Here is a 25,931-nt window from a genome sequence, read left to right as displayed (position 1 = left end):
ATATCCGGTACGGGATACCGGATCCCGTGGTGCTGCCGGCTGCCGAACGCCGCTCAGGCCATCTGCTCCTGCCACTCGGCCTGGGCCTCGTTCAGCTGCTCGGCCAGGTTGTCGAGGAAGTCCTTGGCGCTCATGTCCCCGAGCAGCACCTTCTGGAAGCTGGGCTCGTTGTCGGCCTTGGAGATGGTGTTCCAGTCGGGCAGGTAGTACGGCAGCTGGACGATCGTCGTCGACCCGTCGCTCAGCGCGTCCGCGGCCAGCTTCGTCGGCTCCGCCTTCTGGATCCAGTCGTCCTTGGCGGCGTCGAGGTGGGCCGGCACCTGTCCCGCGGACTCGTTGAACTTCGAGTTGGCCTCGGCCGAGGTGGCGTACTCGATGAACTTCCAGGCGGCGTCCTTGTTCTTGGAGCTCTGGAAGACGCCGAGCCCGTCGACCGGGTTGGAGACCTGGACGCGGGCCCCGTCGGGTCCGGTCGGCTGCGGGATGCCCCGGAACTTGTCGGCACCGAGCGCCTTCACGTGGTCCTGGTAGGAGCCGAGGTTGTGGTTGAGCATGCCGATGGTGCCCGAGTCCCACTGCGCGACCATCTTGGTGAAGTCGTTGTTCAGGTCGGCGGCGGGAGTGACCTTCTTGAACAGGTCCGCGTACTTCTCCAGGGCCTCGACGTTCTTCGGGTCGTTGACCGTGGTCTTCTCACCGGTGGAGTCCCAGAACGTGGTGATGCCGGACTGCCCGTACATCGCGTCCAGGGCCTGCGCGACGGAGCCGGCGCCGCCGCGGATGGTGTAGCCGAACTCGTTCTCATCCTTGTCGGTGAGCTTGCCCGCGGCCTCGAAGAAGCGGTCCCAGGTGGTCGGCTCCTCGAGACCCGCCGCCTCGAACAGGTCGGTGCGGTAGTAGAGGACTCCGTTGTTCGCGGAGGTCGGGATCGAGTACAGCTTGTCGTCACCGCCGCCGGCGGCCCGCAGCGACTCGACCATGTCCTTGTTGAGCTTCCCGTCGAGGGACGACTCCCCCAGCCGGTCGTCCAGCGGGGCGAGCGCCTGCTGGGCGGCGAAGCCCGCGAGCATCGCCGCGCCGACACCGCCGACGTCCGGCAGGCCGCCGCCCTGGATGGCGGTGTCGACCTTGGACTGGTACTCGGTGGACGCGATCCCGACGTAATCGACCTCGATGTCCGGGTTGGCCTTCTCGAAGTCGGCGATGATCTCCTTCCAGATGTCGGTGCGGATACCGCCGTTGTTGTCCCAGAAGGTGATCTTGCCCGTGCCGCTGCCCTCGGCACCCTGGTCGCCGCCCGCGCCGCTGCCGCTGTCGCCGCAGGCGGTGACGGTCAGCGCGAGCACGGCGCCCAGGGCGACGGCGGCCGACGTCCGGCGCCTGCCAGTGCTGCTGCTTCTGCGATTGCTGATCTTCATTGGTCGGCTCTCTTCTGCTTCTGGTTCTTCTGGTTCCAACGGGACTTTCTGAACTTGCTGGACTTGCTGGACTGCGTGTGGGGGGCGTACGGAGGCCGGTGGTTACGTGGGGCTGATCCTGAACCGCGTGAAGGTCGCCGTCCCGGCGTGCCCCTGGCCCGTCGGGGCGAGGGCGGTCAGGCCGAGCAGGGCGCCGACCCAGCGCCACGGGGTGGCGGCGAAGACCTGCCCGGAGGGACGAAAGCCGTCCCCGGTGTCGTACGAGAAGCGGCAGCGGGCTCCGGGGCCGGCCTCGATCCGCAGCCTGGCCCGGCCCTCGGGGGCGAGCCGGGGGTGGCCGGCGTCGCGTTCGCTCTCGGCGACCGTCTCGGCGAACCGGTGCACGAGGTGTGCCGTGCCGTCCGCGCCGCGCTGGAGTCCGATCCAGGCGTAGGCGTCCCCGAGGACGGCGAGGCCCGCCCGTGCTCCGGGCTCCTCGCTGTCGAGCCGCAGTTCCACCTCGACGGTGCACGGGGTGCCGGGCAGCCGCTGGGTGAGGACGTTCGGCAGTGTGCGCAGGTCGTGCGCGTCGGCGGTGCGGACGCAGGTCAGCCGCAGACCGTCGGCGGAGTGCTGGGTGGCCCAGCCGTCCCGGGGGTTGGCCGTCCACTGCCACTGACGGCCGGGCCGGCCGCCCGGGAAGTCGTCGTCGGTGGCGGGCGCGGCGGCGGGCTGGGCGGGCAGGTCCGGGCGGCGGTGCTCCGCGACCGGGGCGCCGTCGTCCCCGATCACCGGCCAGCCGCCGGCGCTCCCCCTCCCGCCTTCGCCCGGCCCGGAGGTGTCCGCGGCCGGCTCCCAGCGCATCGGCTGGAGGTGCACGACCCTGCCGTACGCCCCGCGCTGCTGGAAGTGCAGGAACCAGTCCTCACCTGACGCGGTGCGCACCCAGCCGCCCTGGTGGGGTCCGTTGACGTCGGTGTCCCGCTGTTCCAGGACGACCCTCTCCTCGTACGGACCGAAGAAGTCGCGCGACCGGAAGGCGCCCTGCCAGCCGGTCTCCACTCCCCCGGCGGGCGCCAGGATCCAGAACCAGCCGTCGTGCCGGTAGAGCTTGGGCCCCTCCAGGGTGAACCAGCCGGGGATGCGGTCGGCGTCGACGATCACCTTGCCCTCGTCGAGGAGTTCGGTGCCGTGGGGGTGCATGCGGTGGCCGGTGAGACGGTTCTTGATGCCGGAGCGGGACCTCGCCCAGGCGTGCACGAGGTACGCCTCGCCGGTCTCCTCGTCCCACAGCGGGCACGGGTCGATCAGGCCCTTGCCCGCCTTCACCAGGTGGGGGCGGGTCCAGGGGCCGCGGATCTCGGGGGCGTTGACCTGGAAGACGCCCTGGTCGGGGTCGCCCCAGAAGATCCAGAAGCGGTCGTCGTGGTGGCGCAGGGAGGGCGCCCAGACCCCGCGGTCGTGCCGGGGCACCGCGAACTCGCCCTCGGGTTCCAGGCGTTGCAGCGCGTGGCCGACGAGCGTCCAGTTGACCAGGTCGCGGGAGTGCAGCAGCGGCAGCCCCGGGGTGCGGCCGAAGCTGGAGGCGGTCAGGTAGAAGTCGTCGCCGACGCGGATCACGTCCGGGTCGGACCAGTCGGCGTCGAGCACCGGGTTGCGGTAGGTGAGGTCCGTCGGCGGGGCGCTCACGGGCTCACCGCCTTGCGGACCAGGGCGGCGGCGGCGTCCCTGCCGAGGCGGCCGTCGGCGACGACGGTGACGACGCGGCGGACCACCGTCTCCCCGGGCGGGACGGGCAGCCGTGCGTCGTGGGCGAGGGAGGAGCCGACGCCGGGGTACTCGGCGGTGCGCACGAACCAGGGGTCGCGGCGGGTCGCCGCGGTGGCTCCGGCGAACACCAGCGTCCAGTCGGCGCCGGCCAGGGCCAGCCAGTCGGCCGGGCGTCCGTGCACCGTTTCCGCTCCCTGGGCGGAGGCGGTGAAGACGTCCGGCTCCGTCTCCTCCTTGCGGGCCCGCCAGAAGAAGCCTCCGTAGGCGGCGCCGGGGCGGCCGTTGGTGGCCGGGCTGCCCACGGAGAGCGGGTCCGTGGTGACGTTGGTGAGGGAGAAGGTGAAGTCCAGCGCCCAGGCGGTGTCGGTGAGTTCGGTGGCGGCGACGGTGCGGCGCTCCCGCAGCAGCTCGCCCGGGGCGGCGGTCCAGCGCAGCTCCTCCACGAAGCCGTCGGGGTCTTGGAGCTGGAAGCCGCGGTGCCGCTGGGAGCCGTGGTTGTCCAGCTCGGTCGGGCCCCGGTCACGGACGTAGGTGCGCCCGCCCCAGAAGTTGTGCCCCTCGACGTCGGGAACGGCGACACCGACGCCGAGGTGGTGGGTGTGGTCCGCGGGCGACAGTTCGGTGACCGTCGTGCCCGCCAGGGTGGTGACGGGGTGCAGGTACGGGCGCGGGGAGAGCCTCGGGGGCAGCTCGGGCCGGGTGACGTACCGGCCGACCGGCCGGCCCGCGACACGCAGGATCGCGAAGTCGTCGCTGGTCATCGGGTGCTCACCTCTTTCGGCGGATGCGCTGCGGACGGTTCCTCGGACTGCCGTACGGACCCGGGTACGTCCTGTGGTGCGGGCAGGGCCCAGGAGGCGCCGAGTTCGGAGTAGAGGGACAGGGTGTCGGCGGCGGCCGCGACGAGGCCGTCGATGCCGGGGACGACCCGGCGGTTCTCGCCGGGGACGTGGTGCCAGGCGCCGGCGGGCAGCGGGGCGGGGTCGGGGGCGCGCCGGATCGCCTCGACGACCTTCATGAAGGCACCCGTCCCGTCCGGCGTGACGAGCAGCGGGGCGCCGGTGACGAGGTGGTCGACGAGGTTCTCCAGCAGGTCGGTCCGGCCGAAGCGGAGTTCCTCGGGACCGCGGCCGGCCCGCTGGACCAGGACGCGGTCCTGCTTGTACCAGAAGGTGATCCGGCCGCTGGTGCCGTGCACGAGGACGTACGGCTCGTCGGCCCGCTCGGCGCACAGGGTCGCGGCGACGGTGACCGGCGGGCCCTGTGCGGTGGTGACGCGGACACAGGAGGTGTCGTCGGACTCGATGTCGTTGGCGCGCAGCAGTTCGGTCTCGATGCCGGTGGCGTCCTCGGCGCGGGTGCTGCCGGCCAGCGCCAGGGCGGTGGCGACGGCGTGGGCGAGGGGGTTGGTCAGCGCCCCGTCGATCACGTCGACGCCGTCCAGCCGGCGCCGGCCCGCCCAGGGCGCCCGCCGGAAGTAGTCCTCCGGGCGTACCCAGGCCCCGGCGGCGCCGATCCCGGTCGGCCGGCCAATGGCGCCGTCGGCGACCAGGGCGCGGATGGCGGGCACGGCGTGCGAGCCCAGCGACTGGAAGCCGATCTGGCAGGCGACCCCCGCGGCGGCGACCCCGTCGGCCATCCGCCGGTACTCGGCGTAGGACGGTGCCGGCGGCTTCTCCAGCAGGAGGTGCACGCCCCGTCCGGCCGCGGCGAGAGCGAGGTCGGTGTGGGTGTGGATCGGGGTGCAGACGACCGCGATGCGGGCCCCGGTGGACTCCAGCAGGGCGCCGAAGTCGGCCGACTGCTCGGGCGGTCGGCCTCCGGGCCGGCCGCCCTCGAACTCGTCCTCGGTGAGCGGGGTGAGCTCGCAGATGCCGGCCAGCCGGACGAGCCCGTCCTCCTGGAGCCTGCGGATGTTCGCCAGGTGCCAGCGGCCGTGGCCGCGGGCACCGGCGAGCACGACGGGCAGCGGTTCTGCCGGGGGCTCGGGCCGGGAGGCGGCGCCGGATGGAGCCCCCAGGGCGGCCCGAGCTGCGGCGTCGGGTGCGGTCATCCCTTCACCGCCCCCGCGCTGAAGCCGGTGATCAGCCACTTCTGGATGAAGGCGAACACGATCACGACGGGCACGGCCGCGATGATGCCGCCCGCGGCGAGGGCGCCGAGGTCGACGCTGTCCGCGCTCATCAGGGTGTTCAGACCCACGGGGATGGTCTGCTTCTCCTGGTTGTTGAGGAACATCAGGGCGAACAGGAAGTGGTTCCAGGAGTGGACGAAGGCGAAGGAGCCGACGGCGATCAGTCCGGGCCGCAGCAGCGGCAGGACGACCACCCGGAACGCCCGCATCCTGCTGCACCCGTCGACCCAGGCGGCCTCCTCCAGGGAGTACGGCACGTTCTTGATGAAGTTGCTGATCAGGATCATCGACAGCGGGAGCTGGAAGACCGTCTCGGCGATGATGACGCTGCCGAGCGAGTTGATCATCTGCAGTCCGGCGAAGATCTCGAACAGCGGGACCAGGAGCAGCGCGCCGGGCACGAACTGGGAGCACAGCAGGGCGAGCATGAAGACCCGCTTGACGCGGAAGTCGAACCGGGCGAGCGCGTAGCCGCCGGCCAGGGCGACCAGCGTCGTCGTGACCAGGGTGGCGACGCCCACGAGCACGCTGTTCTGGAAGAAGGTGCCGAAGGCCCGGTCCGTCCACACCTTCTCGAAGTGGGCGGTGGTCATCGGCCAGGGCACCAGCGAGGTCGAGCCGGCCGGGCGCAGGGCGAAGAGCAGGATCCAGTAGAAGGGGACGAGGGTGAACAGGAGGTAGACGCCCAGGGGGAGGTAGATGTGCCAGCGGGGCACCTCGTCCCAGGCCCGGTGCTTCTTCCTCGCGGGGCGGCTCGGCGGCTCGGCGGCGGAGCGCGCGGGGGCGGGGGCGGCCGGGGCGGCCTCTTTGGTGATCACTTGCTTTCGCCTCCGAACTTGCTCAGCCGCAGGTAGACGATCGAGCAGAAGAGCAGAATCACGAACGCGACCGTGGTGAGGGCCGACGCGTAGCCGAAGTCGTGGGCGTCGACGCTGGTGTTGGCGATGTACAGCGGAAGCGTCGTGGTCACGCCGGCCGGTCCGCCGCCGGTGAGGGTGTAGAGCAGGTCGACGTTGTTGAACTCCCACACCGCGCGCAGCAGCGTGGACAGGATGATGGCGTCCTTGAGGTGGGGCAGCGTGATGTGCGTGAACTGCTGGAAGCGGCTGGCCCCGTCGACCTCGGCGGCCTCGTACAGGTCCTTGGAGACGGACTGGAGGTCGGCGAGGATGAGGATGGCGAAGAAGGGGACGCCGCGCCACAGGTCGGCGACGACCACCGCCGAGAAGACGGTGGAGGTGTCCGAGAGCCAGCTGGTGCCGTAGTCGCCGATGCCCATGTCGGCGAGGTAGCGGGTGATGCCGGTCTGGGAGTTGTAGAGGAGCACCCAGATCGCCGAGGTCAGCACGCCGGAGACGGCCCACGGGGAGAAGACCAGCGCGCGGCCGATGCCCCGGCCGATGAAGGTCTGGTTGACGATGAGCGCCAGTGCGAGCCCGAACATCAGCTGGAGGCCGACCTCGACGACGACCCACTTGGCGCTGAAGACCAGGGTGTCCCAGAACAGCGGGTCCTCGGTGAAGAGGTGGACGAAGTTGTCGAAGCCCGCGAAGCCGTTCCGCCACGGCTTGGTGGGGTTGTACTCCTGCAGGCTGTAGTAGAAGACGCTGATGACCGGGTAGGCGATGAAGCCCAGCATGAGCAGGCCTGCCGGGGCGATCAGCAGGTAGGGAAGTCTGCGCGGCGTGGCGGAGGCACGGCGCCGCCTCGGTGGCGTGGGCGGTTTCGCCACGGCTGCGGCTTGGGCCATGACTGTTCTCCGTTTCTCGGTGTACGTCGTGCGTGCGGTGCGGAGGTGAAGCGCTTTCTCCTCGGATGTGCGGGTGTCCACGCGGTCCGGGGCCGGAGCCCGCTGTGCGGGGGTGGTGCTCGCGGTCAGCCCGCGTAGGGGTCCTGCACCGTGCCCGGCCGGGCGAGGAACTCGAAGTCGCAGCCGGTGTCGGCCTGGGTGATCTGCTCGTTGTAGAGCGCGCCGTATCCGCGCTCGTACCGTGCGGGCGGGGGCGTCCACGCGGCCCTGCGCCGGTCCAGCTCCTCGTCGTCGATCTCGAGCCGGAGCAGCCGGCGTTCGACGTCGAGGGTGATCAGGTCCCCGGTGCGTACGAGGGCCAGCGGTCCGCCGACGTACGACTCGGGGGCGATGTGCAGCACGCAGGCGCCGTAGCTCGTGCCGCTCATCCGGGCGTCGGAGATCCGCACCATGTCCCGTACCCCCTGCCTGAGCAGGTGGTCGGGGAGCGGCAGCATGCCGTACTCGGGCATTCCGGGTCCCCCCTTGGGGCCGGAGTTGCGCAGCACCAGCACGTGGTCGGCGGTGATGCCCAGGTCCGGGTCGTTGATGGTGCGCTGCATGGTCCGGTAGTCGTCGAAGACGACGGCCGGGCCGGTGTGCCTGAGCAGGTGCGGTTCGGCCGCGATGTGCTTGATGACGGCGCCGTCGGGGCAGAGGTTGCCGCGCAGGACGGCGACCCCGCCCTCGTCGGCGACGGGCCTGTCCCGGGGCCGGATGACGTCGTCGTGGTGCACCTGCGCGCCGGCGATCTGCTCGCGCAGGGTGTCGTGGGAGACGGTGGGCCTCTCCAGGTGGAGCAGGTCCTCGATCCGGGAGAGGAACCCGGGCAGGCCTCCCGCGAAGTGGAAGTCCTCCATCAGGTAGGTCTGTCCGCCGGGCCGTACGTTGGCGAGCACCGGGACGGTGCGGGCGATGCGGTCGAAGTCGTCGAGGGTCAGGGAGACACCCGCCCGGCCGGCCATGGCGATCAGGTGGATCACGGCGTTCGTGGAGCCGCCGAGGCCCAGGACGGTCGTCACCGCGTCCTCGAAGGCGTCCGCGGTGAGGATGTCGCTCAGCTTCCGGTCCCGGTGGACCAGTTCGACGATGCGCAGCCCGGCCGCGGCGGCCATCCGGTCGTGCCCGGAGTCGACGGCCGGGATGCTGGAGGCGCCCGGAATCGTGACGCCGAGGACCTCGGCGGCGGCGGTCAGTGTGGACGCCGTGCCCATGGTCATGCAGTGGCCGGGCGAGCGGGCCAGGCCGCTCTCCAGCTCCTGCATCTCGCAGTCGCCGATGACGCCGGCCCGCTTGTCGTCCCAGTACTTCCACATGTCGGTGCCCGAGCCGAGCACCTCGCCCCGCCAGTGCCCCGGCAGCATGGGGCCGGCCGGCACGAACACCGTCGGCAGGTCGACGCTGGCCGCACCCATGAGCAGGGCGGGCGTGGACTTGTCGCAGCCGCCCATCAGCACGGCTCCGTCGACCGGGTAGGAGCGCAGCAGTTCCTCGGTCTCCATGGCGAGGAGGTTGCGGTAGAGCATCGGGGTCGGCTTCTGGAAGGTCTCGCTGAGCGTGGAGACCGGGAACTCGAGCGGGAAGCCGCCCGCCTGCCACACCCCGCGCTTCACGGCCTGCGCGCGGTCGCGCAGGTGGACGTGGCAGGGGTTGATGTCGGACCAGGTGTTGAGGATCGCGACGACGGGCTTGCCCAGGTGCTCCTCGGGCAGGTAGCCGAGCTGGCGGGTGCGGGCGCGGTGGCTGAAGGAGCGCAGCCCGTCCGTGCCGTACCACTGGTGGCTGCGCAGTTCCTCGGGCCGCTTCCTCGGTGTGCTCGCCGGTGTGTTCACACGGACCACCCCGCGGCTATCGCGGCGACCTCGGCCCGCTCGTCCTCGGGCAGCGGCCTGCTCGGCGGGCGGACCTCGCGGCGGCACAGGCCGAGCGAGGCGAGGGCCTCCTTGACGACGGTGACGTTGTTGGCGGAACCGTTGGCGGCGCGCAGTTCCTCGAAGCGGCGGATCTGCTCCCAGACCTTCATCGCGGTCGCGTAGTCACCCGATCTGAGCGCCCCGATCATGTCGAGCGACACCGACGGGGCGACGTTGACCAGACCGGAGGTGAAGCCGGTGGCGCCCGCGGAGAAGTAGGAGGGGGCGTACGGCTCGGCGAGCCCGGCGACCCACACGAACCGCTCGATGCCGGCGTCCCGCGCGAAGGCGGCGAACTTCGCCGCGTCCGGCACGGCGTACTTCACGCCGATGACGTTGGGGCAGGAGTCGGCGAGTTCGGCGAGGCGGGCGCCGGTGAGCTGGGGGTTGCGGATGTAGGGGACGACGCCCAGGTCGGGCACGGCCTCGGCGATGGCGCGGTGGTAGTCGACCCAGCCCCTCTGGGAGACGTAGGGGTGGACGGGCTGGTGCACCATCACCATCCGCGCGCCGAGGTCACGGGCGTGCCGTGCGGAGGCGACGGCGGTCGGCACGTCGTGTCCCACGCCGACCAGGACGGACGAGCCGTCGCCGGTCTCCTCGAGGGTCAGCCCGGTGACCGTGCGCCGCTCCTCGGGGGTGAGGGCGTAGAACTCGCCGGTGTTGCCGTTGGGCGTCAGGGTGGTGATGCCGGCGTCGAGGAGGCGGCGCAGCAGGGCCCGGTAGCCGGCCGGGTCGACGGAGCCGTCCTCGGCGAACGGGGTCACCGGGATCGCCACCACGTCGGCCAGGGCCGCCCGCTGGGTCTCGAACGTCGTCGTCATGCCTGACCGTCCTCTTTCTGGGCTGCCGGGGCGGCCGTGGCTTCGGGGGTGTCCGTGGCTTCGAGGATCTCCTGGGCTTCCCGGACTCCCAGGCCTCCCAGGCCTTCCTCGGCTCCGAGTTCCGCACCGGGGAAGGCCCGTAGTACGAAGGAGGCGATGTGCGCGTGCAGGGCGCGCGCCGCGCCGCCCGCGTCGCCGGCCAGGGCGAGCCGCAGGATCTCGCGGTGCTCGCTCGCCTCCCGCTCCCAGGAGGGGTCGGCGGCCCAGGCGACGGCGGAGACGAGTGCGGCCTGGTCGCGGACCTCGTCGAGCATCCGGCTGAGCAGCGGGTTGCCGCACGGCAGGTACAGGGCGCGGTGGAACTCGCGGTTGGTCAGGGAGCGTTCGGCGGTGTCGGTGGCCTCGTCGGCCCGCGCCAGCGCGTCGCGGGCGGCGTCCAGGGAGGCGCCCCGGCGGACGGCGCGCCGCAGCGCCTCGGGTTCGAGGAGCAGCCGCACGTCGTAGACCTCGCGTGCCATGTCCGCGTCGACCATGCGCACCGTGACGCCCTTGTACTGGCTCATCACGACCAGTCCGGTGCCGGCCAGGGTCTTGAGCGCCTCCCGCACCGGGGTCTTGGACACCCCGAACTGCGCGGCGAGTTCGGTCTCGACCAGAGCCTGGCCCGGCGTGAGCCGGCCGGTGAGGATGCGTCGTTTGATCTCTTCCAGCACGTACTGCGTGCGGGAGGGGATCGGCATGGGCACAGAGGTCATGCGCGCCTCTCGGGATCTCGCATATCGCGTCTCATATATGACGTACGAAGTACGACGCGATGAAACTAAGAGCGGCCCGGAGTTTCGTCAATGCTTCCGACAAAGGAAGTTCGGGTTTCGTCGCGGCGCACACGCGGTGGCCGGGCGCACGCGGCGGCCGGGCACCCGTCCCGCCCGGGTACCCGACCGCTCGGGAGGCCTCCCCGGGTCAGCCCCGGGGCGTCCACCCCGGATCGCGGCCGCTCAGCCCCACCGCCCGGTCCAGCAGCGGGGCGTCGGACGGTACGGGCACGACGGGGCCGAAGACGCCCTCGCCGTCCCGGCCGGGTTCCGCCGCCGCGGCGAGGAGAAAGGCGTGCACGGCCTCCAGTGCGGCGAGGTCGGGGGCGTAGTCCCGGCCGGTGGCGCGGGCCAGGTCCCAGCCGTGGATCACCAGTTCGTCGGCCGCCACGGCCCCGGCCACCTCGCCGGGCAGGTCGACACCCCCGGCCCTGGTCGTACCGGTCCAGGCCCCGGGGTCCCGCCACGCCTCGGCGAGTTCGCCGAGCACCACGGGCAGGTCCTCGCGCCAGCCGGGGTCGAGGTCCGGCAGGGCGGCGTCGGGGCTGGTGTCGGTGGTGGCGCCGAAATTCCTGCGCCCTGCGTCACGGAAGGCGACGCACAGTCCGGCGAGGTGGCCCAGCAGGTGGCGCACCTCGTACTCCGGACAAGGTGTCCCGTCCGTCAGCTGCTCGTCGGTGACGTCCCGGGCGAGACGCGCCACGATCCGCACCTGCGGTCCGAGGTCGAGGATCGCAGGCGCAGGCGCAGGCGCAGGCGGGGTCGGGGTCGGGGTCGGGTCGGTCATGGGGTGCTCACTCCTGGCGTTTCCCCTCGCGGCGCCGTGCCCGGATCCGGGCACGGCGCCGTCGGCGGTTCGGTTCCTGGAGGGTGGACCGGCCCCGGCCCCGGAACTCATCGCCTCAGAGGGTGGCGAGGGCCTCCCGCACCTGCTCCAGATCACCGTCCGAGGCCAGTCCCGCGTGATACAGCCGCAGTTCCGTCGCGCCGAGGCGGCGGGCCTCGGTCGCGTCCGCGGCGAGGGTGGCGGGGCTGCCGCCCATGCCGGAGACGACGGTGAGGTTGGCGGCGAGGACCGTGCCCGGACGGTTCGCCTGCGCCTGTCCTGTCCCCCGTGCCTCCCGCACCTCCCGTACCTCCCGCGCGAACGGGGTCAGCGAGGCGGGGCTTCCCGTGCAGGGGACGACCACGCCGTCGGCGACGGAGAGGATGTGCGCGGGGTCGACACCGGCGTTGGCGCCGCAGTGGTAGGAGACCGGGTCCGCGTGCAGCAGGACCTGGAAGCCCTCGGGGGCCGCGTCGCGTACCGCACGGACCGCCGCCTCCTGGAGCGTGCGGGCCGTCGCGTCGCGCCACACGCGCGTGGCGGCCGCCGCGTCCTCGCCGAGGAGTTCGCCCACTCCCGCCCAGCCTCCGCCGGAGGGTGCCCCCCGCCACACCGGCTCCAGGGCGGCCCGTACGGTCGCGGCCAGTTCACCGGCGTCCAGGCCCTGGGCCCCGTAGCCCTCGCGGCAGGACGGACAGAAGCACAGGGACATCAGGTACTGCCCGGCGTCGCCCAGGCCGACGCCGGCGGTCTTGTCGTGGGCGTGCAGGTGGGCGAGGCCGTACCAGCCGAGGGACTCCAGTTCGGTGCCGCTCGCCCCGGGCCGTACCGCGGCCTCCGCGGCCAGGGCGGTGAGGTAGGCGCGCGTGGCGGGCTGCGCGACGCAGGGGGCCCAGGGATAGCGGTCGCCGTAGGCGTTGACGACCGAGGTGTCCGGATGGTCGGCGCCGAGGCGGGAGTTGTGCGCGAGCACGACCCAGGTGTTCACCTGGAGGCCGGCGGCCGCGAGCGCGTCGGCGGCCTCGCCGAAGGCGTCGCCGGGCGCCCAGTCGCCGGACGGGTACGGGCGCGGGGTGCGGCCGGCCCAGCGGGCGCCGGGCGGGTAGAGCACGGCCGCGTGCTCGGCGGTGACGATGCGGTGGCGCGGGTGACGGGGAGTCAGCGCGCGCGTGGAGTGGTAGGCGGAGGCGAGCGTCACCTGCGCCACGCCGAGCCCGGCGATCCGTGCGGGGGCCTCCGGATCCCCGTTGACGTCCCAGGGGTAGACGAACGCCGATGCCCTCACTTGGCCTCCTCGATCAGTGCGAGTCCCCGCTCGATCAGCCGAGCGAGTCGCCTGACATGATCCCCGGTCGGCTCGTCGAGTGGCGGCCGGACCTCGCCCACGTCCAGGCCGCGCAGCCGCACCCCTGCCTTGACCAGGGAGACGGCGTAGCCGTGGCCCTGGTCCCGTAGTTCGACGAAGGGCCGGTAGAAGCCGTCGAGCAGGCGGTCCACCGTGGCCCGGTCGCCGGTGTGCAGGGCCCGGTGGCAGGCGAGGGCGATCTCGGGGACGAAGCAGAACACCGCGGACGAGTAGAGGGCGACGCCGAGGGCGCGGTAGGCGAGCTGGGTCTGTTCGGCGGTGGGCAGGCCGTTGAAGTACAGGAATTCGCCCGGGACCTCGGTGCGCACGGCGCTGACGATCCGCTGCATGTGGTCGAGGTCGCCGTGGCCGTCCTTGAGGCCGATGATCCCCTCGGTGCGGGCCAGGTCGACGACGCCCTCGGGCGTGAACAGGGCGTTGTCGCGCTGGTAGACGATCACCGGGAGGGCGGTTGCCGCGGCGAGTGCGCGGTAGTGCCGGACCAGTCCCGCCTGGCCGGCCCGCACCAGGTAGGGCGGCATGGCGAGCAGCCCGTCCGCCCCGGCCCGCTCGGCGAGCCCGGCCCAGCGCACCGCGAGGCCGGTGCCGTACCCGGCGCCCGCGACGACCGGGACGCGTCCGTCGGCCGTCTCGACGGCGACCCGCACGCACGCTTCGAACTCCTCGGGTGTCAGGGCGTGGAACTCCCCGGTGCCACAGCAGGCGAAGACGGCGGCGGCCCCGGCCTCGACCCCGCCGCGCACATGGAGCCGGTAGGTCTCGAGGTCGACGGAGCCGTCGGGTCCGTAGGCGGTGACCGGGAAGAACAGCGGTCCGCTGGGGATGCCGAGTCGGGCGGCGAGGGGGGCGGCGAGAGGGGCTGGCGTCACAAGCTCTCCCAGGTCCATATTCTTGACTGATGTCTATATTTCTGAACAATGTCACGCTAGGGCGCCCCCGGGACACCGGTCAAGCGCGCCGACCCGTCACGCGCCGACCGATTTCCCCAGTCCACGAAAGGATGGGGGATACTTGACGGGCGACGGAACACCTCCTTACCGTGTCCACGCATATGAATGCCGTGCGCGCACATGCACGGCCGGTGACGCAAGGAGATCCCGATGCCCCCTCCCCGCACCGTCCTGCTCACCGGCGCCGCCGGCGGCCTCGGCACCCTGATGCGGGGCCTGCTCCCGGACTACGGCTACGAACTGCGCCTGCTCGACCTGCGGCCGGTCGAGGGCGAGCCGGACGCGGTCGTCGCGGACCTGGCCGACCGGGAGGCCGTGCGTGAGGCGGTCCGCGGGGTCGACGCGATCATCCATCTCGCGGGCATCTCCCTGGAAGCCCCGTTCGGGAAGATCCTCGCGGCGAACATCGAGGGCACCTACCACCTGTACGAGGCCGCGCGCGAGGAGGGCGTGGGGCGCATCGTCTTCGCCTCCTCCAACCACGCCGTCGGATACACCCCGCGCCCCCGGGGCGACGACCCCCTGATCCCCGTCGACACCCCGCACCGCCCGGACACCTTCTACGGGCTGTCCAAGTGCTTCGGCGAGGACCTCGCCCAGCTGTACTGGGACAAGCACGGCCTGGAGACCGTCTCCGTACGCATCGGCTCCTGCTTCCCCGAGCCGACCAGCGTGCGGATGCTCTCGGTGTGGATGAGCCCCGCCGACGGCGCCCGCCTCTTCCACGCGGCCCTGACCGCCGAGGACGTCGGCCACACGGTCGTCCACGGCTCGTCCGCCAACACCCGGCTGTGGTGGGACCTCACCTCCGCGCGCGCCCTCGGCTACGACCCGCAGGACGACTCCGAGCCGTTCGCCGCGAAGCTCGTCGCCGAGCAGGGCGAACTGGACCCGGCCGACCCGGCACAGGCACGCCTCGGCGGACACTTCGTCACCGACCCGCCGATCTGGCCGTACTGACGACATCTGCGGCACGGCGCCGGGGGTACGGCGGCGGAAAATCGACGTCCACAGCGGCGGGGGGGGGCCCCACCCGCCCCCCCCCCCCCCCCCCCCGGGCGGGCCCCCCCCCCCCCCCCCCCCCCCCCCGCCCCGCCGCCCCCCCCCCCCCCCCCCCCCCCCCCCCGCCGCATTCGGGCATCCGCGATGCCCGCTTCCCCGTCCCCGTCCGCCCCCCGCCCAGGTCCGGGGCCGCCCCCTCCCGAGCCGAACGGGCACAAACGGGCAGGACCGGTCACTCAACAGGCCTGGTCAGCTCCGCGCACCCGCTGTAGAACTTCCTGCAGGCCCTCAAGGAGCCCGAACGGGCAACCGACGCAGGAAGCAGGTGTGCGGCCATGAGCGACAGAACGGCCGAGGAGCGCCAGCGCGAGATCGTGCGGGTGGCACGCGCCACCGGCTCGGTCGACGTGACGACGCTCGCCGCCGATCTGGGCGTGGCCAAGGAGACCGTACGGCGGGATCTGCGCGCCCTGGAGGAGCACGGCCTGGTGCGCCGCACCCACGGCGGCGCCTACCCCGTGGAGAGTGCCGCCTTCGAGACCACGCTCGCCTTCCGTGCCACCAGCCATGTGGCCGAGAAGCGGCGGGTCGCGAACGCGGCGGCCGAGCTGCTCGGCGACGCGGAGACGGTGTTCATCGACGAGGGGTTCACCCCGCAGCTCATCGCCGAGGCACTGCCCCGGGACCGGGCACTGACCGTGGTCACCGCCTCCCTGCCGGTCGCGGGCGCGCTCGCCGAGACCGGCACCGTGTCCGTCCTGCTGCTCGGTGGCCGGGTCCGCTCCGGCACCCTCGCCACCGTCGACCACTGGACGACGAGGATGCTCTCCGGTTTCGTCATCGACCTGGCGTTCATCGGCGCCAACGGCATCTCGCGCGAACACGGCCTGACCACGCCCGACCCGGCGGTCAGCGAGGTCAAGGCGCAGGCGCTGCAGGCCTCGCGCCGGGTGGTGTTCGCGGGCGTCCACAGCAAGTTCGGGGCGGTCAGCTTCTGCCGGTTCGCCGACGTCGGCGCGCTGGAGACGATCGTCACGAGCACGCTGCTCCCGGCGGCCGAGGCCCACCGCTACTCCCTGCTGGGCCCCCAGGTCGTCCGCGTCTGACCGACGACGACCCGACGGCTCCCACCGCACCGATTCACCAGTTCATCGATTCAGCAGTTCACAGCAGAAGGTTTTACCTCCCCGCGGGCAGAGCCGCCCCAGGCGACGCCCGGTACCTCCCTCTACGTCCAGGAGCGATCCATGCGAACCCAGAGCCGACGGAGGCCGCCGCGAGCCACACTCGCCGCGGTCGCCGCAGGGACGCTACTCGCCCCGCTGCTCTCCGGCTGCTGGGTCGGAGCAGGCGGGGCCGGATCAGGCGGTGATGCCATCAACGTCCTGATGGTCAACAACCCCCAGATGGTGGAGCTGCAGAAGCTCACCGCCGCGCACTTCACCAAGGACACCGGCATCAAGGTGAACTTCACGGTGCTGCCGGAGAACGACGTCCGCGACAAGATCAGCCAGGACTTCGCCAACCAGGCCGGCCAGTACGACGTCGCCACCCTGTCCAACTACGAGATCCCGATCTACGCCCGCAACGGCTGGCTCAAGGAGATGGACTCCTACGTCGACGAGGACCCCGACTACGACCAGCAGGACGTCCTCGAGCCGATGCGCCAGTCCCTCACCGGGGACGACGACAAGCTCTACGGCCAGCCCTTCTACGGCGAGTCCTCGTTCCTGATGTACCGCAAGGACCTCCTCGAGCAGGAGGGCCTGACGATGCCCGCCAACCCCACCTGGCAGGAGGTGGGCGAGATCGCGGCGAAGCTCGACGGGGCCGAGCCCGGCATGAAGGGCATCTGCCTGCGCGGCCTGCCCGGCTGGGGCGAGGTCATGGCACCGCTGACGACCGTGGTGAACACCTTCGGCGGCACCTGGTTCGACGAGGACTGGAACGCCCGCCTGGACTCCCCGGAGTGGCAGAAGGCGGTGAAGTTCTACGTCGACCTGGTGCGCGAGCACGGCCAGGCCGGCGCCGCCCAGTCCGGCTTCGCCGAGTGCCTGAACAACACCACCCAGGGCAAGACCGCGATGTGGTACGACGCCACCTCCGCGGCGGGTTCCCTGGAGTCCGCCAACTCCCCCGTCAAGGGCAAGATGGGCTACGCCCCCGCCCCCGTGGAGAAGACGGAGTCGGCCGGCTGGCTCTACACCTGGGCCTGGGGCATCCAGAACGCCTCCCGGAACCCGGACAACGCCTGGAAGTTCGTCTCGTGGGCCTCCAGCAAGGAGTACGAGCAGCTGGTGGGCGACGAGATCGGCTGGTCCAACATCCCGGCCGGCAAGCGCGCCTCCACCTACGAGAACCCGGACTACCGCGCGGAGGCCGGCGCCTTCCAGGAGATGACCAGGAAGGCCATCGAACAGGCCCGTCCGGACGACCCGGGGGTGCAGCCGCGGCCGGCGCCCGGCATCCAGTTCGTCGGCATCCCCGAGTTCACGGACCTCGGCACCCAGGTCTCCCAGGAGATCAGCGCGGCCATCGCCGGACGCCAGTCCGTCGAGTCGGCCCTGAAGAAGTCCCAGCAGCTCGCCGAAGAGATCTCAGAGGAGTACGAGGGCCGATGACCGCCACGACGACGGCCCCCGTGGCCGCCCCCGACCTCCGCCCCAGCGGCGGACGGCGCTCCGACCGACTGCGCGGCTGGGCCACCAGGGCCCCGCTGCTGCCCGCCCTGATCTTCATGATCGCGGTGACCCAGCTGCCCTTCGTGGCGACGCTGGTGATCTCCTTCTTCGACTGGAACTCCCTCTACCCCGACGCCCGGGAGTTCGCCGGCTTCGCGAACTACGGGGAGGTCCTCGGCGATTCCGACCTGCGCCAGTCGGTGTGGACGACGATCCTGCTGACGGTGGCGGTCGTCCTCGCCAGCCTGGTCCTCGGACTGCTCCTCGCCCTGCTGCTCGACCGGAAGTTCCGCGGCCGGGGCATCGTCCGCACCCTGCTCATCGCCCCGTTCCTGGTGGTGCCGGTGGCGGCGGCCCTGCTGTGGAAACACGTCCTCTACAACCCCGAGTACGGCCTGTTCAACGGCCTGCTGCACTACGTCGGCGGCCCGCAGCCCGACTGGATCTCCGACATGCCGCTGCTCGCGGTGGAGGCCGCGCTGGTGTGGCAGTGGACGCCGTTCATGATGCTGATCCTGCTCGCGGGCCTGCAGAGCCGGGACCAGGAACAGATCGAGGCGGCCCGGGTGGACGGAGCCGGCGACTGGCAGATCTTCCGCCATCTGACCCTGCCCCACCTGCGCCGCTACCTCGAACTGGGCGCCCTGCTCGGATCGATCTACATCGTGCAGAACTTCGACGCGGTCTTCACGATCACGTCCGGCGGCCTGGGCACCGCCAACCTCCCGTACACCGTGTACCAGACCTTCTACCAGGCCCACGAGAACGGTCTGGCCTCGGCCGCCGGTGTCCTGGTGGTCATCGGCTCGATCATCATCGCGACCTTCGCCCTGCGCGTCGTGTCGTCCCTGTTCCGCGAGGAGGCGTCCCGCGCATGAGCACCATCGCTGCACCCGAACGCGGCCGGCCGCGGACCCGGCTCCGCAAGGGAGCGGGGCTCGGCCTGCTGGCCTGGCTGACCGGCATCGTCTTCTTCCTGCCGATCGCCTGGATGGCGCTGACGTCCTTCCACTCCGAGGAGGACGCGGCCACCAACCCGCCGTCGTTCACCGCCGCCCTCACCCTGGACGGCTACCGGGAGTTCTTCGGCGCGGGCGGCGGCGCGAGCCCCTGGCCGTCGCTGATCAACTCGATGGTGGCGTCCGTGGCCTCGATGATCCTGGTCCTGCTGCTCGCGCTCCCGGCGGCGTACGCCCTGTCCATCCGGCCGGTGAAGCGGTGGACGGACGTCCTGTTCTTCTTCCTCTCCACCAAGATGCTGCCGGTCGTGGCGGGCCTCCTGCCGATCTACCTGTTCGCCAAGAACGCCGGGATGCTCGACAACATCTGGCTGCTCGTCCTGCTCTACACCTCCATGAACCTGCCGATCGCCGTGTGGATGATGCACTCGTTCCTCTCGGAGATACCGGTCGCGGTGATCGAGGCCGCCCAGATCGACGGCGCCCGGCTGCCGACGGTGCTGACCCGCATCATCGCCCCGATGGCGCTGCCCGGCATCGCGGCGACGGCACTGATCTGCTTCATCTTCAGCTGGAACGAACTGCTTTTCGCCCGGGTCCTGACGGGCGTGGTCGCCGAGACCGCCCCCGTCTTCCTGACCGGTTTCATCACCAGCCAGGGTCTGTTCCTGGCCAAGGTGTGCGCCGCGTCGCTCGTCATCTCCCTGCCGGTGCTCGCCGCGGGGTTCGCCGCCCAGGACAAACTCGTCCAGGGCCTGTCGTTGGGAGCCGTGAAATGAAGGCCGCCGTCATCGAGTCCGTGGGCAAGGCCGTCGTCGCCGAGGTCCCGGACCCGACGCCAGGGCCCCGCGAAGTGGTCGTCGAGGTCGCGGCCTGCGGGCTGTGCGGCACGGACCTGCACATCCTGCAGGGCGAGTTCGCTCCCACACTGCCGATCGTGCCGGGACACGAGTTCGCCGGCGAGGTGGTCGGCGTCGGCTCCCAGGTCACCGAGGTGTCGCTCGGCGACCAGGTCGCCGTGGACCCCTCCCTGTACTGCTACGAGTGCCGCTACTGCCGTACCGGCCACAACAACCTGTGCGAGCGCTGGGCGGCGATCGGTGTCACCACGGCGGGCGGGGCGGCCCAGTACGCGGTGGCCCCGGTGGCCAACTGCGTCAAGCTGCCCGAGCACGTCCGCACCCAGGACGCGGCCCTGATCGAGCCGCTCTCCTGCGCGGTGCGCGGCTACGACGTCCTGCAGTCCCGTCTCGGCGCGCACGTCCTCATCTACGGCTCCGGGACCATGGGCCTGATGATGCTGGAGCTGGCCAAGCGGACCGGCGCGGCGAGCGTGGACATGGTGGACCTGAACCCGGCCCGTCTGGAGACCGCCCGGCGGCTGGGCGTCTCCGCCTCGGCGGCGAACCCGGACGAACTGGACCGCCCCCAGGGCTGGGACCTCGTCATCGACGCCACGGGCAACGCGGCGGCGATCCAGGACGGCCTGGACCGCGTGTCCAAGGCGGGCACCTTCCTGCAGTTCGGCGTCGCGGACTACGCGACCCGCGTGACGATCGACCCGTACCGCATCTACAACCAGGAGATCACGATCACGGGGTCGATGGCGGTGCTGCACAGCTACGAGCGGGCCGCGGAACTCTTCGCGACGGGCGTCCTGGACCCGGACGTCTTCATCAGCGACCGCCTGCCGCTGGACCAGTACCCGCAGGCGCTGGAGCAGTTCGCGGCGGGGGTCGGCAGGAAGATCGTGGTGGTTCCGTAGGGAGAACGGGTCCGGGGCTCCGCCCCGGGCCCGGCGGAGGGCAGGGGCGGGGAGGGCGAAAACCCCTGGGACGCCCCGCCCTCACCGCCGTACCGTCCCCGCATGCCCCGAACCCACGGCTTCGCCTACCGGGCGCACACCAACGGCAGCGTGCGCATCGCCCGCCACAACCGTCCCGCGACCGCCCTGAACGGCGACCGGGCCGCCCGTTTCCCCGGAGAGGTCACCGCCGGCGGCGACCCCCAGCTCGTCATGGCCCGCTGGACCGGCGCCTACAAGCACGGCCACGAACGCACCGCCCGCGACCACCCCCGCAACCGGCGCCGACCGGGCCGCCGCACGGCCGGAAACCGACTGCGCCGAACGGGGCACAGGTAAGGGAACGGTAAAACCCCCTCGCTCGTTCACCCGGCATGACAGCTATGACCCCCGGCTCGAACATCCCTCTCCCCACCGCCCGCGTGACGGTGGACGTCGCCGCCCCGGTGCGGCTCGACGTATCGGGCCTGCTGCTCACCGCCGACGGCAAGGTGCGCTCCGACGACGACTTCATCTTCTACAACCAGCCCGCGGGCCCCGGCGTGTCCTACCGCTCCGGTGGCGGCGGCGCTCCGGACGCCATCACGATCGACACCGCGGCCGTTCCGCCCGGCATCGAGAAGATCGTCGTCACCGCGAGCCCCGACGCCCAGGGCCAGACGTTCCGGGGCATCGAACCGACGGCCACCCTCCGGAGCGCGGACGACAACGCGGTCCTGGCCACCTTCACTCCCCCGCGCCTCGGCGACGAGACCGCCCTGGTGATCGTCGAGGTCTATCTGCGCAACGGCGTCTGGAAGGCCCGTGCGGTCGGCCAGGGCTACTCCAACGGCCTGGCCGGCATCGCGACCGACTTCGGCGTCACGGTCGAGGAACCGGCCGCGCCCGCCCGGCCCGCCGCTCCGGCCCAGCCGGCCGCCCCTCCGGCGCCGGTGCCCCCGGCCCCGCCGACGGCCGCCCCGCAGGCTCCGCCCGCCCCCGCCGCGCCCCCGGCGCCCCCCGCCCCCGCGCCGGGCACCGGGAAGATCAACCTGGACAAGGGCCGGGTCAGCCTCCAGAAGAACCAGACCGTCTCCCTGATGAAGGGCGGCCGGCCGCTGCTCTCGCAGGTCCGGATGGGCCTCGGCTGGGAGCCCGCCTACCGGGGCAAGGACATCGACCTCGACGCCTCGGTCATCGCGTACGGCCCTCAGCGCAACCACATCGACAGCTGCTACTTCGGCAAGCTGCAGATCGTGAACGGCGCGATCCGGCACTCCGGCGACAACCTCACGGGCGAGGGCGGCGGGGACGACGAGACGATCACGGTCGACCTCGGCCGGCTCCCGCAGGACGTCTCCGGGCTGGTCTTCACGGTCAACTCGTTCTCCGGTCAGAAGTTCACCGAGGTCGCCAAGGCGTACTGCCGCCTCCTGGACGCCGCCACCGGCGAGGAACTGGTGCGCTTCGACCTCACCGCCGCCGAGCCGCAGACGGGCGTCATGATGGCGAAGCTGATCCGCCAGTTCTCCGGCGAGTGGGAGATGACCGCGATGGGCGACTTCGTGAAGTCCCGCACGGTCAGGGGCATGGTCAAGCCGGCCGCCCAGGCGCTGTAAGGCGTTCCCGGTCCGGGTGCGCCCGAGGGCAAGGGCGCACCCGGACCCGCCTGCCGTGACCGCTACGGCTGCCGCGGCAGCAAGCCCTCCGTCAGCAGCCCCAGGTACCGGCGGATGTGCTTCCCCTCCCCGTCGGCCAGTTCGGAGGCCGTGGCGACCCCGTGTGCCAGGCGCAGCACGTCGACCGGCTCGATGTCCCGGCGCAGGGTCCCCGCCGCCTGGGCCGCGCCGACCAGCCGCGCCACCGCGCCCTTCAAGGGCTCGCAGCAGTCGGTGGTGTCGCCGGCCGGACCGCCGTCGTCGCCGCCCCCGTCTCCGTCGCCGCCGACGGCGGGTCCCAGCAGGGCCCGCAGACCTCGGATCCGGATCATCCCGGTGCCGAGTTCGTACAGCCACTCGGTCAGCGCCTCGCCGGGCGGCAGCCGTTCGGCGAGTTCGCCGGCGCGCCCGGCGATCGCGTCGATGCGGTCGACGTAGGCGGCCTCCAGCAGGGCCCGGCGGGTGGGGAAGTGCCGGTAGAGCGTGCCGGAGCCGACCCCTGCCCGCTTGGCTATGTCGTCGAGCGAGGCACCCTCGCCGTACGTGGCGAACGCCTCGACGGCCACTTCCAGCAGCCGCGCGTGATTGCGCCTGGCGTCCGCCCGCATGGCCCTGGCCCGTACCATCAGCCCTCAGCCCTTCCCCCGACCCCGGCAACCCTCTCCGGTACCCTACCGAGGGCTCGGGGCGGCCAGAACAGAGCGCTGTCCGAGCCGCGTACGCCCCTACTCGCCGACCGCGGTCCTCAGCCGCGCCTCTGGCGCTTCCAGGGGCCCGTGATGGCGAGCATGATGCCCGGTTCCTGGATGTTGGCGTACAGGGTCTTCCCGTCGGGCGAGAAGGTGACGCCGGTGAACTCGCTGAACTCCGGCTCCTGTTCGGTTCCGATGTTCAGCTCGTTGCGGGCGATGGGGTAGGTGCGTCCGCTGTCGGTGGCGCCGAACAGGTGCTGCACGCCGTCACCGTCCTCGGCGATGACCAGGCCGCCGTACGGGGAGACGGTGATGTTGTCGGGGCCGTCGAAGGCACCGTCCCGGGAAGGGTCCGGGTTCACGCCGAGCAGGACCTTGAGGGTCATGGTGCGGCGGCGCGGGTCGTAGAACCAGACCTGCCCGTCGTGGCGGCCGGGGCTCTCCTCACGGGCGTACGAGGAGACGAAGTACGCCCCGCCGTCGCCCCACCACATGCCCTCCAGCTTGCGGCCGCGGGTGACCTCGCCGGCCCCGAACTGCTCGCGCACGGAGAGGGTCCGCGCGTCGCGGTCGGGCACGTCCACCCAGTCGACGCCGTACACCGTGCCGGTCCGGGTGGCGCGGGAGAGGTCGTCGACGAACCGGCCGCCGGAGTCGTAGCACTTGGGCGCCTGGAGGACGCCCGCGTCGTCCGCGAGGGTGCGGAACCTGCCGGGGCCGTGGCGGAAGTCCTTCGGCGGGGTCCAGCGGAAGAACAGGCCGTTGGGCTCGTCGGCGTCCTCGGTGAGGTAGGCGTGGCCGCGCCTGGGGTCGATGACGACGGCCTCGTGGTCGTACCGGCCGAAGAACTTCAGGGGCTTGGGGTCGCGGTTGGCGCGCCGGTCGGCGGGGTCGACCTCGAAGACGTAGCCGTGGTCCTTGGTCATGCCGTTCTCGCCGGCCCGGTCGGAGTTCTCCTCGCAGGTGAGCCAGGTGCCCCAGGGAGTGCTGCCGCCCGCGCAGTTGTTGGCGGTGCCGGCGATGCCGACCCACTCGGCGACGCTGCCGTCGGGGCGCACCTCGACGACCGTGCAGCCGCCGGGCGCGCCCGGGTCGTAGACGAGGCCCTCGGCGAGGGGGACCGGGTGCTCCGCCTCGTCGCGCGGGCCGTCGATCTCGTGGTTGTTGACCAGCAGGGTGGTGCCGCGGGGGCCGTCGAAGGCGGCGGTGCCGTCGTGGTCGGAGGGGGTGTACTCGCCGGACTCCAGCCGGGTCTTCCCGGTGTGCGTGAGGGTGCGGTAGGTGAAGCCGGCCGGCAGGGCGAGGATGCCGGCCGGGTCCGGGACCAGGGGGCCGTAGCCGACCGTGGGGTGGGGCGGCCGGGCCGCCTCCCGCTCCTCACCCGCGCTCTCGGCGTCGTGGGACGCGAGGGCGCCCGGGGCGGAGGCGAGGGCGCCTACGCTGCCCACCAGTGCGACACCGGCACCGGCGACCGCGGATGTCCTGGCGAAGTCCCTGCGGGTGAGCGACATGAAGCCTCCTGTGACGGTGGAATGCCGTGAGGGGGTGACGGGTCGGGCCTCGTTCACCGTCACGCTTCCGCCCGTGCCTGAACGCCGGTTGAACTCCGCGGGGCTCCCCGGCGGCCGCTTCGGTGAACCGCGCGCGGCCACGTCGGTGCACTCGCGCGAACACGCCGGTGGGCCGCACGCGGTCACTTCGGTGGCCGCGCACGGCTGCCCGCCCTGCCCGCCGACCGGTGTGCGGCACCCGCCCGTCCGATCGGCTCCCCGTGCCGCGCGTCGGCTCCCCTGTCGCGCGTCAGCTCCCCTGCTGCGAGCGCGCCTTGAAGGCGGCCTTGCGTGCGGCCTTGGCGATCGCCTTGTCCGGGTGCAGCCGTCCCATCGCCTCCAGCACGTCCGCCGTGGCCGGGTGCTCCACCCGCCAGGCAGTGTCGAAGAAGCCGCTGTGCTGGCGGGCCAGGCCCTCCACCAGGGCCTGCAGTTCCTCGGAGTTGCCCTCGGCCGAGAGCTGTGCGGCCACCGTGTCGACGGTCAGCCAGAAGACCATGGCCTCGGAGGGCGGCGGTACGTCCGTCGCCCCGTGCTCGGTCAGCCACACCCGGGCCAGCCCGCCGAGTTCCGCGTCGTCGAGCACCTCGCGCAGGGCGGGCTCCGCCGAGGGGCCGACCAGCGACAGCGCCTGCTGGCACTGCAGCCGCCGCAGCGGCGCGTTCCCGTCGGTGCCGCGCGCGGCGGCCAGCAGTTCCCGGGCCGCGGCGAGGGGTTCGCGGCGGGCGAGCCACTGCTCGGTCTCCGCGTGGGCCGCCGCCGCCGGGAACACGGAGGTGCCGTCGAGCAGCGCGTCGGCGCCCTTGTCCGTGAGGTCCCCGACCGCCGGGGCGTCGAACCCGGCCTCCAGCAGGCGGGCGCGCAGCCCGTACAGGCCGAGCGGGGTCAGCCGCACCACGCCGTAGCGGGTGACGTCGGTGTCGTCCTGGGGCGGCGCGGGCTCCTCGTCGCCCTCGGCCAGCAGCGCCTCGTCGACCGGCTGGTACTCCACGAGTCCGGCCGGTTCCAGCAGGCGGAACTGGTCGTCCAGCCGCATCATCGCGTCGGAGACCTGCTGGAGCATGGCGTTGGTGGGCTCCGGCATGTCGTCGGGGACGATCACGGAGGCGGCCAGCGCGGGCAGCGGCACCGGCGGGCCGACGGGCTCCGCCTCGCCGGCGGTCAGGAGATACAGGTTGCCGAGGACCTCGTCGAGGAACTCCGCCTCGGCGTCCGGATCCCAGTCGACCGAGGAGAGGTCGAGTTCGCCGGAGCCGTCCCCGGCGGCGAGGGCGTCGACGAGCCCGTCCAGGTCGGGCACGCTCGCGTCGGCGAGCACCGTCTCCAGAGCGGCGAGCCACACGGCGAGGACGTCCTGCGGCGAGCCGCCGGTGAGCAGCGCCAGGTCGGCGCCCGCGGTGACGGTGCCCTCCTCCTCGTCGACGACGTCGACGAGCCCGGCGTCCACGGCGACGCGCCATGCGGCACTGGCGTCGGCGGTGGCGTCCTCGCCGCTCAGCCCGAGCGCCTCGGCCGCCGCGGGCAGCTGCTCGTCGACGAGTCCGGCGCCGGCGTCGACCCGCGTTCCGGGCCCGGCCCAGCGGGCGAGCCGGGCGGCCCGGGACAGCAACGGCGTGGACAGTGCTTCGCGCGCCAGCTCCGCTTCGGGGTGCAGCCGCGCCGGCGGCATGGAGCTGTCTGACATCGGCTGTTCTCCTCCGGAAAGACCCAGGTCCTGACCTCGGCGCCTTCTACGACTCAGCCGCTCAGCCTAGACGGATTTCCACCCGGTCCGCCCGCTTCACCTCTGCCCCCGCCTCTGCACATGGCCGAAACCTTGACA

23 protein-coding genes are annotated in these 25,931 nt (G+C 72.3%); 8 read left to right on the top strand and 15 right to left on the bottom strand.

Going from position 1 to position 25,931, the window contains the following annotated elements; translation table 11 throughout:
- Nucleotides 1-53 precede the first annotated feature (53 nt).
- From ORI94_RS03765 to ORI94_RS03710, 12 genes are all read right to left on the bottom strand, one after another.
- A complete protein-coding gene (locus tag ORI94_RS03765; RefSeq protein ID WP_266072347.1) occupies nt 54-1,418 on the bottom strand; it encodes an ABC transporter substrate-binding protein in 1,365 nt (454 codons plus the stop codon).
- Between the two features lie 102 nt (nt 1,419-1,520).
- Nucleotides 1,521-3,086 carry a glycoside hydrolase 43 family protein gene (locus tag ORI94_RS03760; protein WP_266072345.1) on the bottom strand — a complete coding sequence of 522 codons (1,566 nt, stop codon included), beginning with the start codon at nt 3,084-3,086 and terminating at the stop codon, nt 1,521-1,523.
- Complete coding sequence (locus ORI94_RS03755; RefSeq protein ID WP_266072343.1) at nt 3,083-3,928, bottom strand: PmoA family protein; 846 nt, start codon at nt 3,926-3,928, stop codon at nt 3,083-3,085. The genes ORI94_RS03760 and ORI94_RS03755 overlap by 4 nt, the downstream gene beginning before the upstream one ends.
- On the bottom strand, nt 3,925-5,220 hold the full coding sequence (locus ORI94_RS03750) for a Gfo/Idh/MocA family protein (RefSeq protein WP_266072341.1): 1,296 nt from the start codon (nt 5,218-5,220) through the stop codon (nt 3,925-3,927). The genes ORI94_RS03755 and ORI94_RS03750 overlap by 4 nt, the downstream gene beginning before the upstream one ends.
- Entirely contained in the window at nt 5,217-6,119 is a 903-nt protein-coding gene (locus ORI94_RS03745; RefSeq protein WP_266072339.1) for a carbohydrate ABC transporter permease, read from the bottom strand. The genes ORI94_RS03750 and ORI94_RS03745 overlap by 4 nt, the downstream gene beginning before the upstream one ends.
- Nucleotides 6,116-7,051 carry a carbohydrate ABC transporter permease gene (locus ORI94_RS03740; protein ID WP_042166330.1) on the bottom strand — a complete coding sequence of 312 codons (936 nt, stop codon included), beginning with the start codon at nt 7,049-7,051 and terminating at the stop codon, nt 6,116-6,118. Before ORI94_RS03740 ends, ORI94_RS03745 begins: the two co-directional genes overlap by 4 nt.
- A gap of 125 nt (nt 7,052-7,176) precedes the next feature.
- Entirely contained in the window at nt 7,177-8,922 is a 1,746-nt protein-coding gene (gene araD, locus ORI94_RS03735) for an L-arabinonate dehydratase (protein ID WP_266072335.1), read from the bottom strand.
- A complete protein-coding gene (locus tag ORI94_RS03730) occupies nt 8,919-9,827 on the bottom strand; it encodes a dihydrodipicolinate synthase family protein (protein ID WP_266072334.1) in 909 nt (302 codons plus the stop codon). The genes araD and ORI94_RS03730 overlap by 4 nt, the downstream gene beginning before the upstream one ends.
- The gene (locus ORI94_RS03725) at nt 9,824-10,582 is read right to left on the bottom strand and encodes a GntR family transcriptional regulator (protein ID WP_266072332.1); all 759 of its coding nucleotides are present in this window, start codon (nt 10,580-10,582) and stop codon (nt 9,824-9,826) included. Before ORI94_RS03725 ends, ORI94_RS03730 begins: the two co-directional genes overlap by 4 nt.
- Before the next feature lie 208 nt (nt 10,583-10,790).
- Nucleotides 10,791-11,429, bottom strand: coding sequence for a TIGR03086 family metal-binding protein (locus tag ORI94_RS03720; protein WP_266072330.1), 639 nt, complete (start codon nt 11,427-11,429; stop codon nt 10,791-10,793).
- A gap of 115 nt (nt 11,430-11,544) precedes the next feature.
- Nucleotides 11,545-12,753 (bottom strand): hypothetical protein, encoded by a 1,209-nt coding sequence (locus tag ORI94_RS03715; protein WP_266072328.1) that lies wholly within the window; start codon nt 12,751-12,753, stop codon nt 11,545-11,547.
- On the bottom strand, nt 12,750-13,721 hold the full coding sequence (locus ORI94_RS03710; RefSeq protein ID WP_266072326.1) for a 5-dehydro-4-deoxyglucarate dehydratase: 972 nt from the start codon (nt 13,719-13,721) through the stop codon (nt 12,750-12,752). The genes ORI94_RS03715 and ORI94_RS03710 overlap by 4 nt, the downstream gene beginning before the upstream one ends.
- Nucleotides 13,722-13,934: 213 nt before the next feature.
- Here ORI94_RS03710 and ORI94_RS03705 point away from each other — a divergent pair, with 213 nt between their 5' ends.
- The 8 genes from ORI94_RS03705 (at nt 13,935) to ORI94_RS03670 (ending at nt 21,828) form a co-directional block, all read left to right on the top strand.
- Complete coding sequence (locus ORI94_RS03705) at nt 13,935-14,744, top strand: NAD-dependent epimerase/dehydratase family protein (RefSeq protein WP_266072324.1); 810 nt, start codon at nt 13,935-13,937, stop codon at nt 14,742-14,744.
- Between the two features lie 377 nt (nt 14,745-15,121).
- Nucleotides 15,122-15,892, top strand: coding sequence for a DeoR/GlpR family DNA-binding transcription regulator (locus tag ORI94_RS03700; RefSeq protein WP_266072322.1), 771 nt, complete (start codon nt 15,122-15,124; stop codon nt 15,890-15,892).
- A gap of 141 nt (nt 15,893-16,033) precedes the next feature.
- Entirely contained in the window at nt 16,034-17,407 is a 1,374-nt protein-coding gene (locus tag ORI94_RS03695; RefSeq protein ID WP_266072320.1) for an ABC transporter substrate-binding protein, read from the top strand.
- Nucleotides 17,404-18,345 carry a carbohydrate ABC transporter permease gene (locus tag ORI94_RS03690; protein ID WP_266072317.1) on the top strand — a complete coding sequence of 314 codons (942 nt, stop codon included), beginning with the start codon at nt 17,404-17,406 and terminating at the stop codon, nt 18,343-18,345. Before ORI94_RS03695 ends, ORI94_RS03690 begins: the two co-directional genes overlap by 4 nt.
- On the top strand, nt 18,342-19,205 hold the full coding sequence (locus tag ORI94_RS03685; RefSeq protein WP_266072315.1) for a carbohydrate ABC transporter permease: 864 nt from the start codon (nt 18,342-18,344) through the stop codon (nt 19,203-19,205). The genes ORI94_RS03690 and ORI94_RS03685 overlap by 4 nt, the downstream gene beginning before the upstream one ends.
- The gene (locus ORI94_RS03680; RefSeq protein WP_266072313.1) at nt 19,202-20,191 is read left to right on the top strand and encodes a zinc-dependent alcohol dehydrogenase family protein; all 990 of its coding nucleotides are present in this window, start codon (nt 19,202-19,204) and stop codon (nt 20,189-20,191) included. The genes ORI94_RS03685 and ORI94_RS03680 overlap by 4 nt, the downstream gene beginning before the upstream one ends.
- 102 nt (nt 20,192-20,293) lie before the next feature.
- On the top strand, nt 20,294-20,569 hold the full coding sequence (locus tag ORI94_RS03675) for a hypothetical protein (RefSeq protein WP_266072311.1): 276 nt from the start codon (nt 20,294-20,296) through the stop codon (nt 20,567-20,569).
- 44 nt (nt 20,570-20,613) lie between these two features.
- Nucleotides 20,614-21,828 (top strand): TerD family protein, encoded by a 1,215-nt coding sequence (locus tag ORI94_RS03670; RefSeq protein WP_266072560.1) that lies wholly within the window; start codon nt 20,614-20,616, stop codon nt 21,826-21,828.
- A gap of 62 nt (nt 21,829-21,890) precedes the next feature.
- Here the strand turns inward: ORI94_RS03670 and ORI94_RS03665 are convergent, their stop codons facing one another.
- The 3 genes from ORI94_RS03665 to ORI94_RS03655 all read right to left on the bottom strand — a co-directional run bounded on the left by ORI94_RS03665 (nt 21,891) and on the right by ORI94_RS03655 (nt 25,793).
- On the bottom strand, nt 21,891-22,493 hold the full coding sequence (locus ORI94_RS03665; protein WP_266072308.1) for a TetR/AcrR family transcriptional regulator: 603 nt from the start codon (nt 22,491-22,493) through the stop codon (nt 21,891-21,893).
- 119 nt (nt 22,494-22,612) lie between these two features.
- Nucleotides 22,613-24,070, bottom strand: coding sequence for an alkaline phosphatase PhoX (locus ORI94_RS03660; protein WP_266072306.1), 1,458 nt, complete (start codon nt 24,068-24,070; stop codon nt 22,613-22,615).
- Between the two features lie 289 nt (nt 24,071-24,359).
- Entirely contained in the window at nt 24,360-25,793 is a 1,434-nt protein-coding gene (locus ORI94_RS03655) for a hypothetical protein (RefSeq protein WP_266072304.1), read from the bottom strand.
- Nucleotides 25,794-25,931: the final 138 nt, after the last annotated feature.

The sequence above is a fragment of the Streptomyces sp. NEAU-W12 genome, from assembly GCF_026242095.1.
Taxonomy (GTDB): Bacteria; Actinomycetota; Actinomycetes; order Streptomycetales; family Streptomycetaceae; genus Streptomyces.
Note: the sequence above shows the minus strand (reverse complement) of the source record. Positions and strands in the feature narration are given on the sequence as shown.

What these genes read in the sequence shown, in the direction of transcription:
- ORI94_RS03765 (WP_266072347.1), bottom strand. Translation starts at nt 1,418, where the DNA reads ATGAAGATCAGCAATCGCAGAAGCAGCAGCACTGGCAGGCGCCGGACG.
- ORI94_RS03755 (WP_266072343.1), bottom strand. Translation starts at nt 3,928, where the DNA reads ATGACCAGCGACGACTTCGCGATCCTGCGTGTCGCGGGCCGGCCGGTC.
- ORI94_RS03750 (WP_266072341.1), bottom strand. Translation starts at nt 5,220, where the DNA reads ATGACCGCACCCGACGCCGCAGCTCGGGCCGCCCTGGGGGCTCCATCC.
- ORI94_RS03740 (WP_042166330.1), bottom strand. Translation starts at nt 7,051, where the DNA reads ATGGCCCAAGCCGCAGCCGTGGCGAAACCGCCCACGCCACCGAGGCGG.
- ORI94_RS03730 (WP_266072334.1), bottom strand. Translation starts at nt 9,827, where the DNA reads ATGACGACGACGTTCGAGACCCAGCGGGCGGCCCTGGCCGACGTGGTG.
- ORI94_RS03725 (WP_266072332.1), bottom strand. Translation starts at nt 10,582, where the DNA reads ATGACCTCTGTGCCCATGCCGATCCCCTCCCGCACGCAGTACGTGCTG.
- ORI94_RS03720 (WP_266072330.1), bottom strand. Translation starts at nt 11,429, where the DNA reads ATGACCGACCCGACCCCGACCCCGACCCCGCCTGCGCCTGCGCCTGCG.
- ORI94_RS03710 (WP_266072326.1), bottom strand. Translation starts at nt 13,721, where the DNA reads ATGGACCTGGGAGAGCTTGTGACGCCAGCCCCTCTCGCCGCCCCCCTC.
- ORI94_RS03705 (WP_266072324.1), top strand. Translation starts at nt 13,935, where the DNA reads ATGCCCCCTCCCCGCACCGTCCTGCTCACCGGCGCCGCCGGCGGCCTC.
- ORI94_RS03700 (WP_266072322.1), top strand. Translation starts at nt 15,122, where the DNA reads ATGAGCGACAGAACGGCCGAGGAGCGCCAGCGCGAGATCGTGCGGGTG.
- ORI94_RS03695 (WP_266072320.1), top strand. Translation starts at nt 16,034, where the DNA reads ATGCGAACCCAGAGCCGACGGAGGCCGCCGCGAGCCACACTCGCCGCG.
- ORI94_RS03690 (WP_266072317.1), top strand. Translation starts at nt 17,404, where the DNA reads ATGACCGCCACGACGACGGCCCCCGTGGCCGCCCCCGACCTCCGCCCC.
- ORI94_RS03685 (WP_266072315.1), top strand. Translation starts at nt 18,342, where the DNA reads ATGAGCACCATCGCTGCACCCGAACGCGGCCGGCCGCGGACCCGGCTC.
- ORI94_RS03680 (WP_266072313.1), top strand. Translation starts at nt 19,202, where the DNA reads ATGAAGGCCGCCGTCATCGAGTCCGTGGGCAAGGCCGTCGTCGCCGAG.
- ORI94_RS03675 (WP_266072311.1), top strand. Translation starts at nt 20,294, where the DNA reads ATGCCCCGAACCCACGGCTTCGCCTACCGGGCGCACACCAACGGCAGC.
- ORI94_RS03670 (WP_266072560.1), top strand. Translation starts at nt 20,614, where the DNA reads ATGACCCCCGGCTCGAACATCCCTCTCCCCACCGCCCGCGTGACGGTG.
- ORI94_RS03665 (WP_266072308.1), bottom strand. Translation starts at nt 22,493, where the DNA reads ATGGTACGGGCCAGGGCCATGCGGGCGGACGCCAGGCGCAATCACGCG.
- ORI94_RS03660 (WP_266072306.1), bottom strand. Translation starts at nt 24,070, where the DNA reads ATGTCGCTCACCCGCAGGGACTTCGCCAGGACATCCGCGGTCGCCGGT.
- ORI94_RS03655 (WP_266072304.1), bottom strand. Translation starts at nt 25,793, where the DNA reads ATGTCAGACAGCTCCATGCCGCCGGCGCGGCTGCACCCCGAAGCGGAG.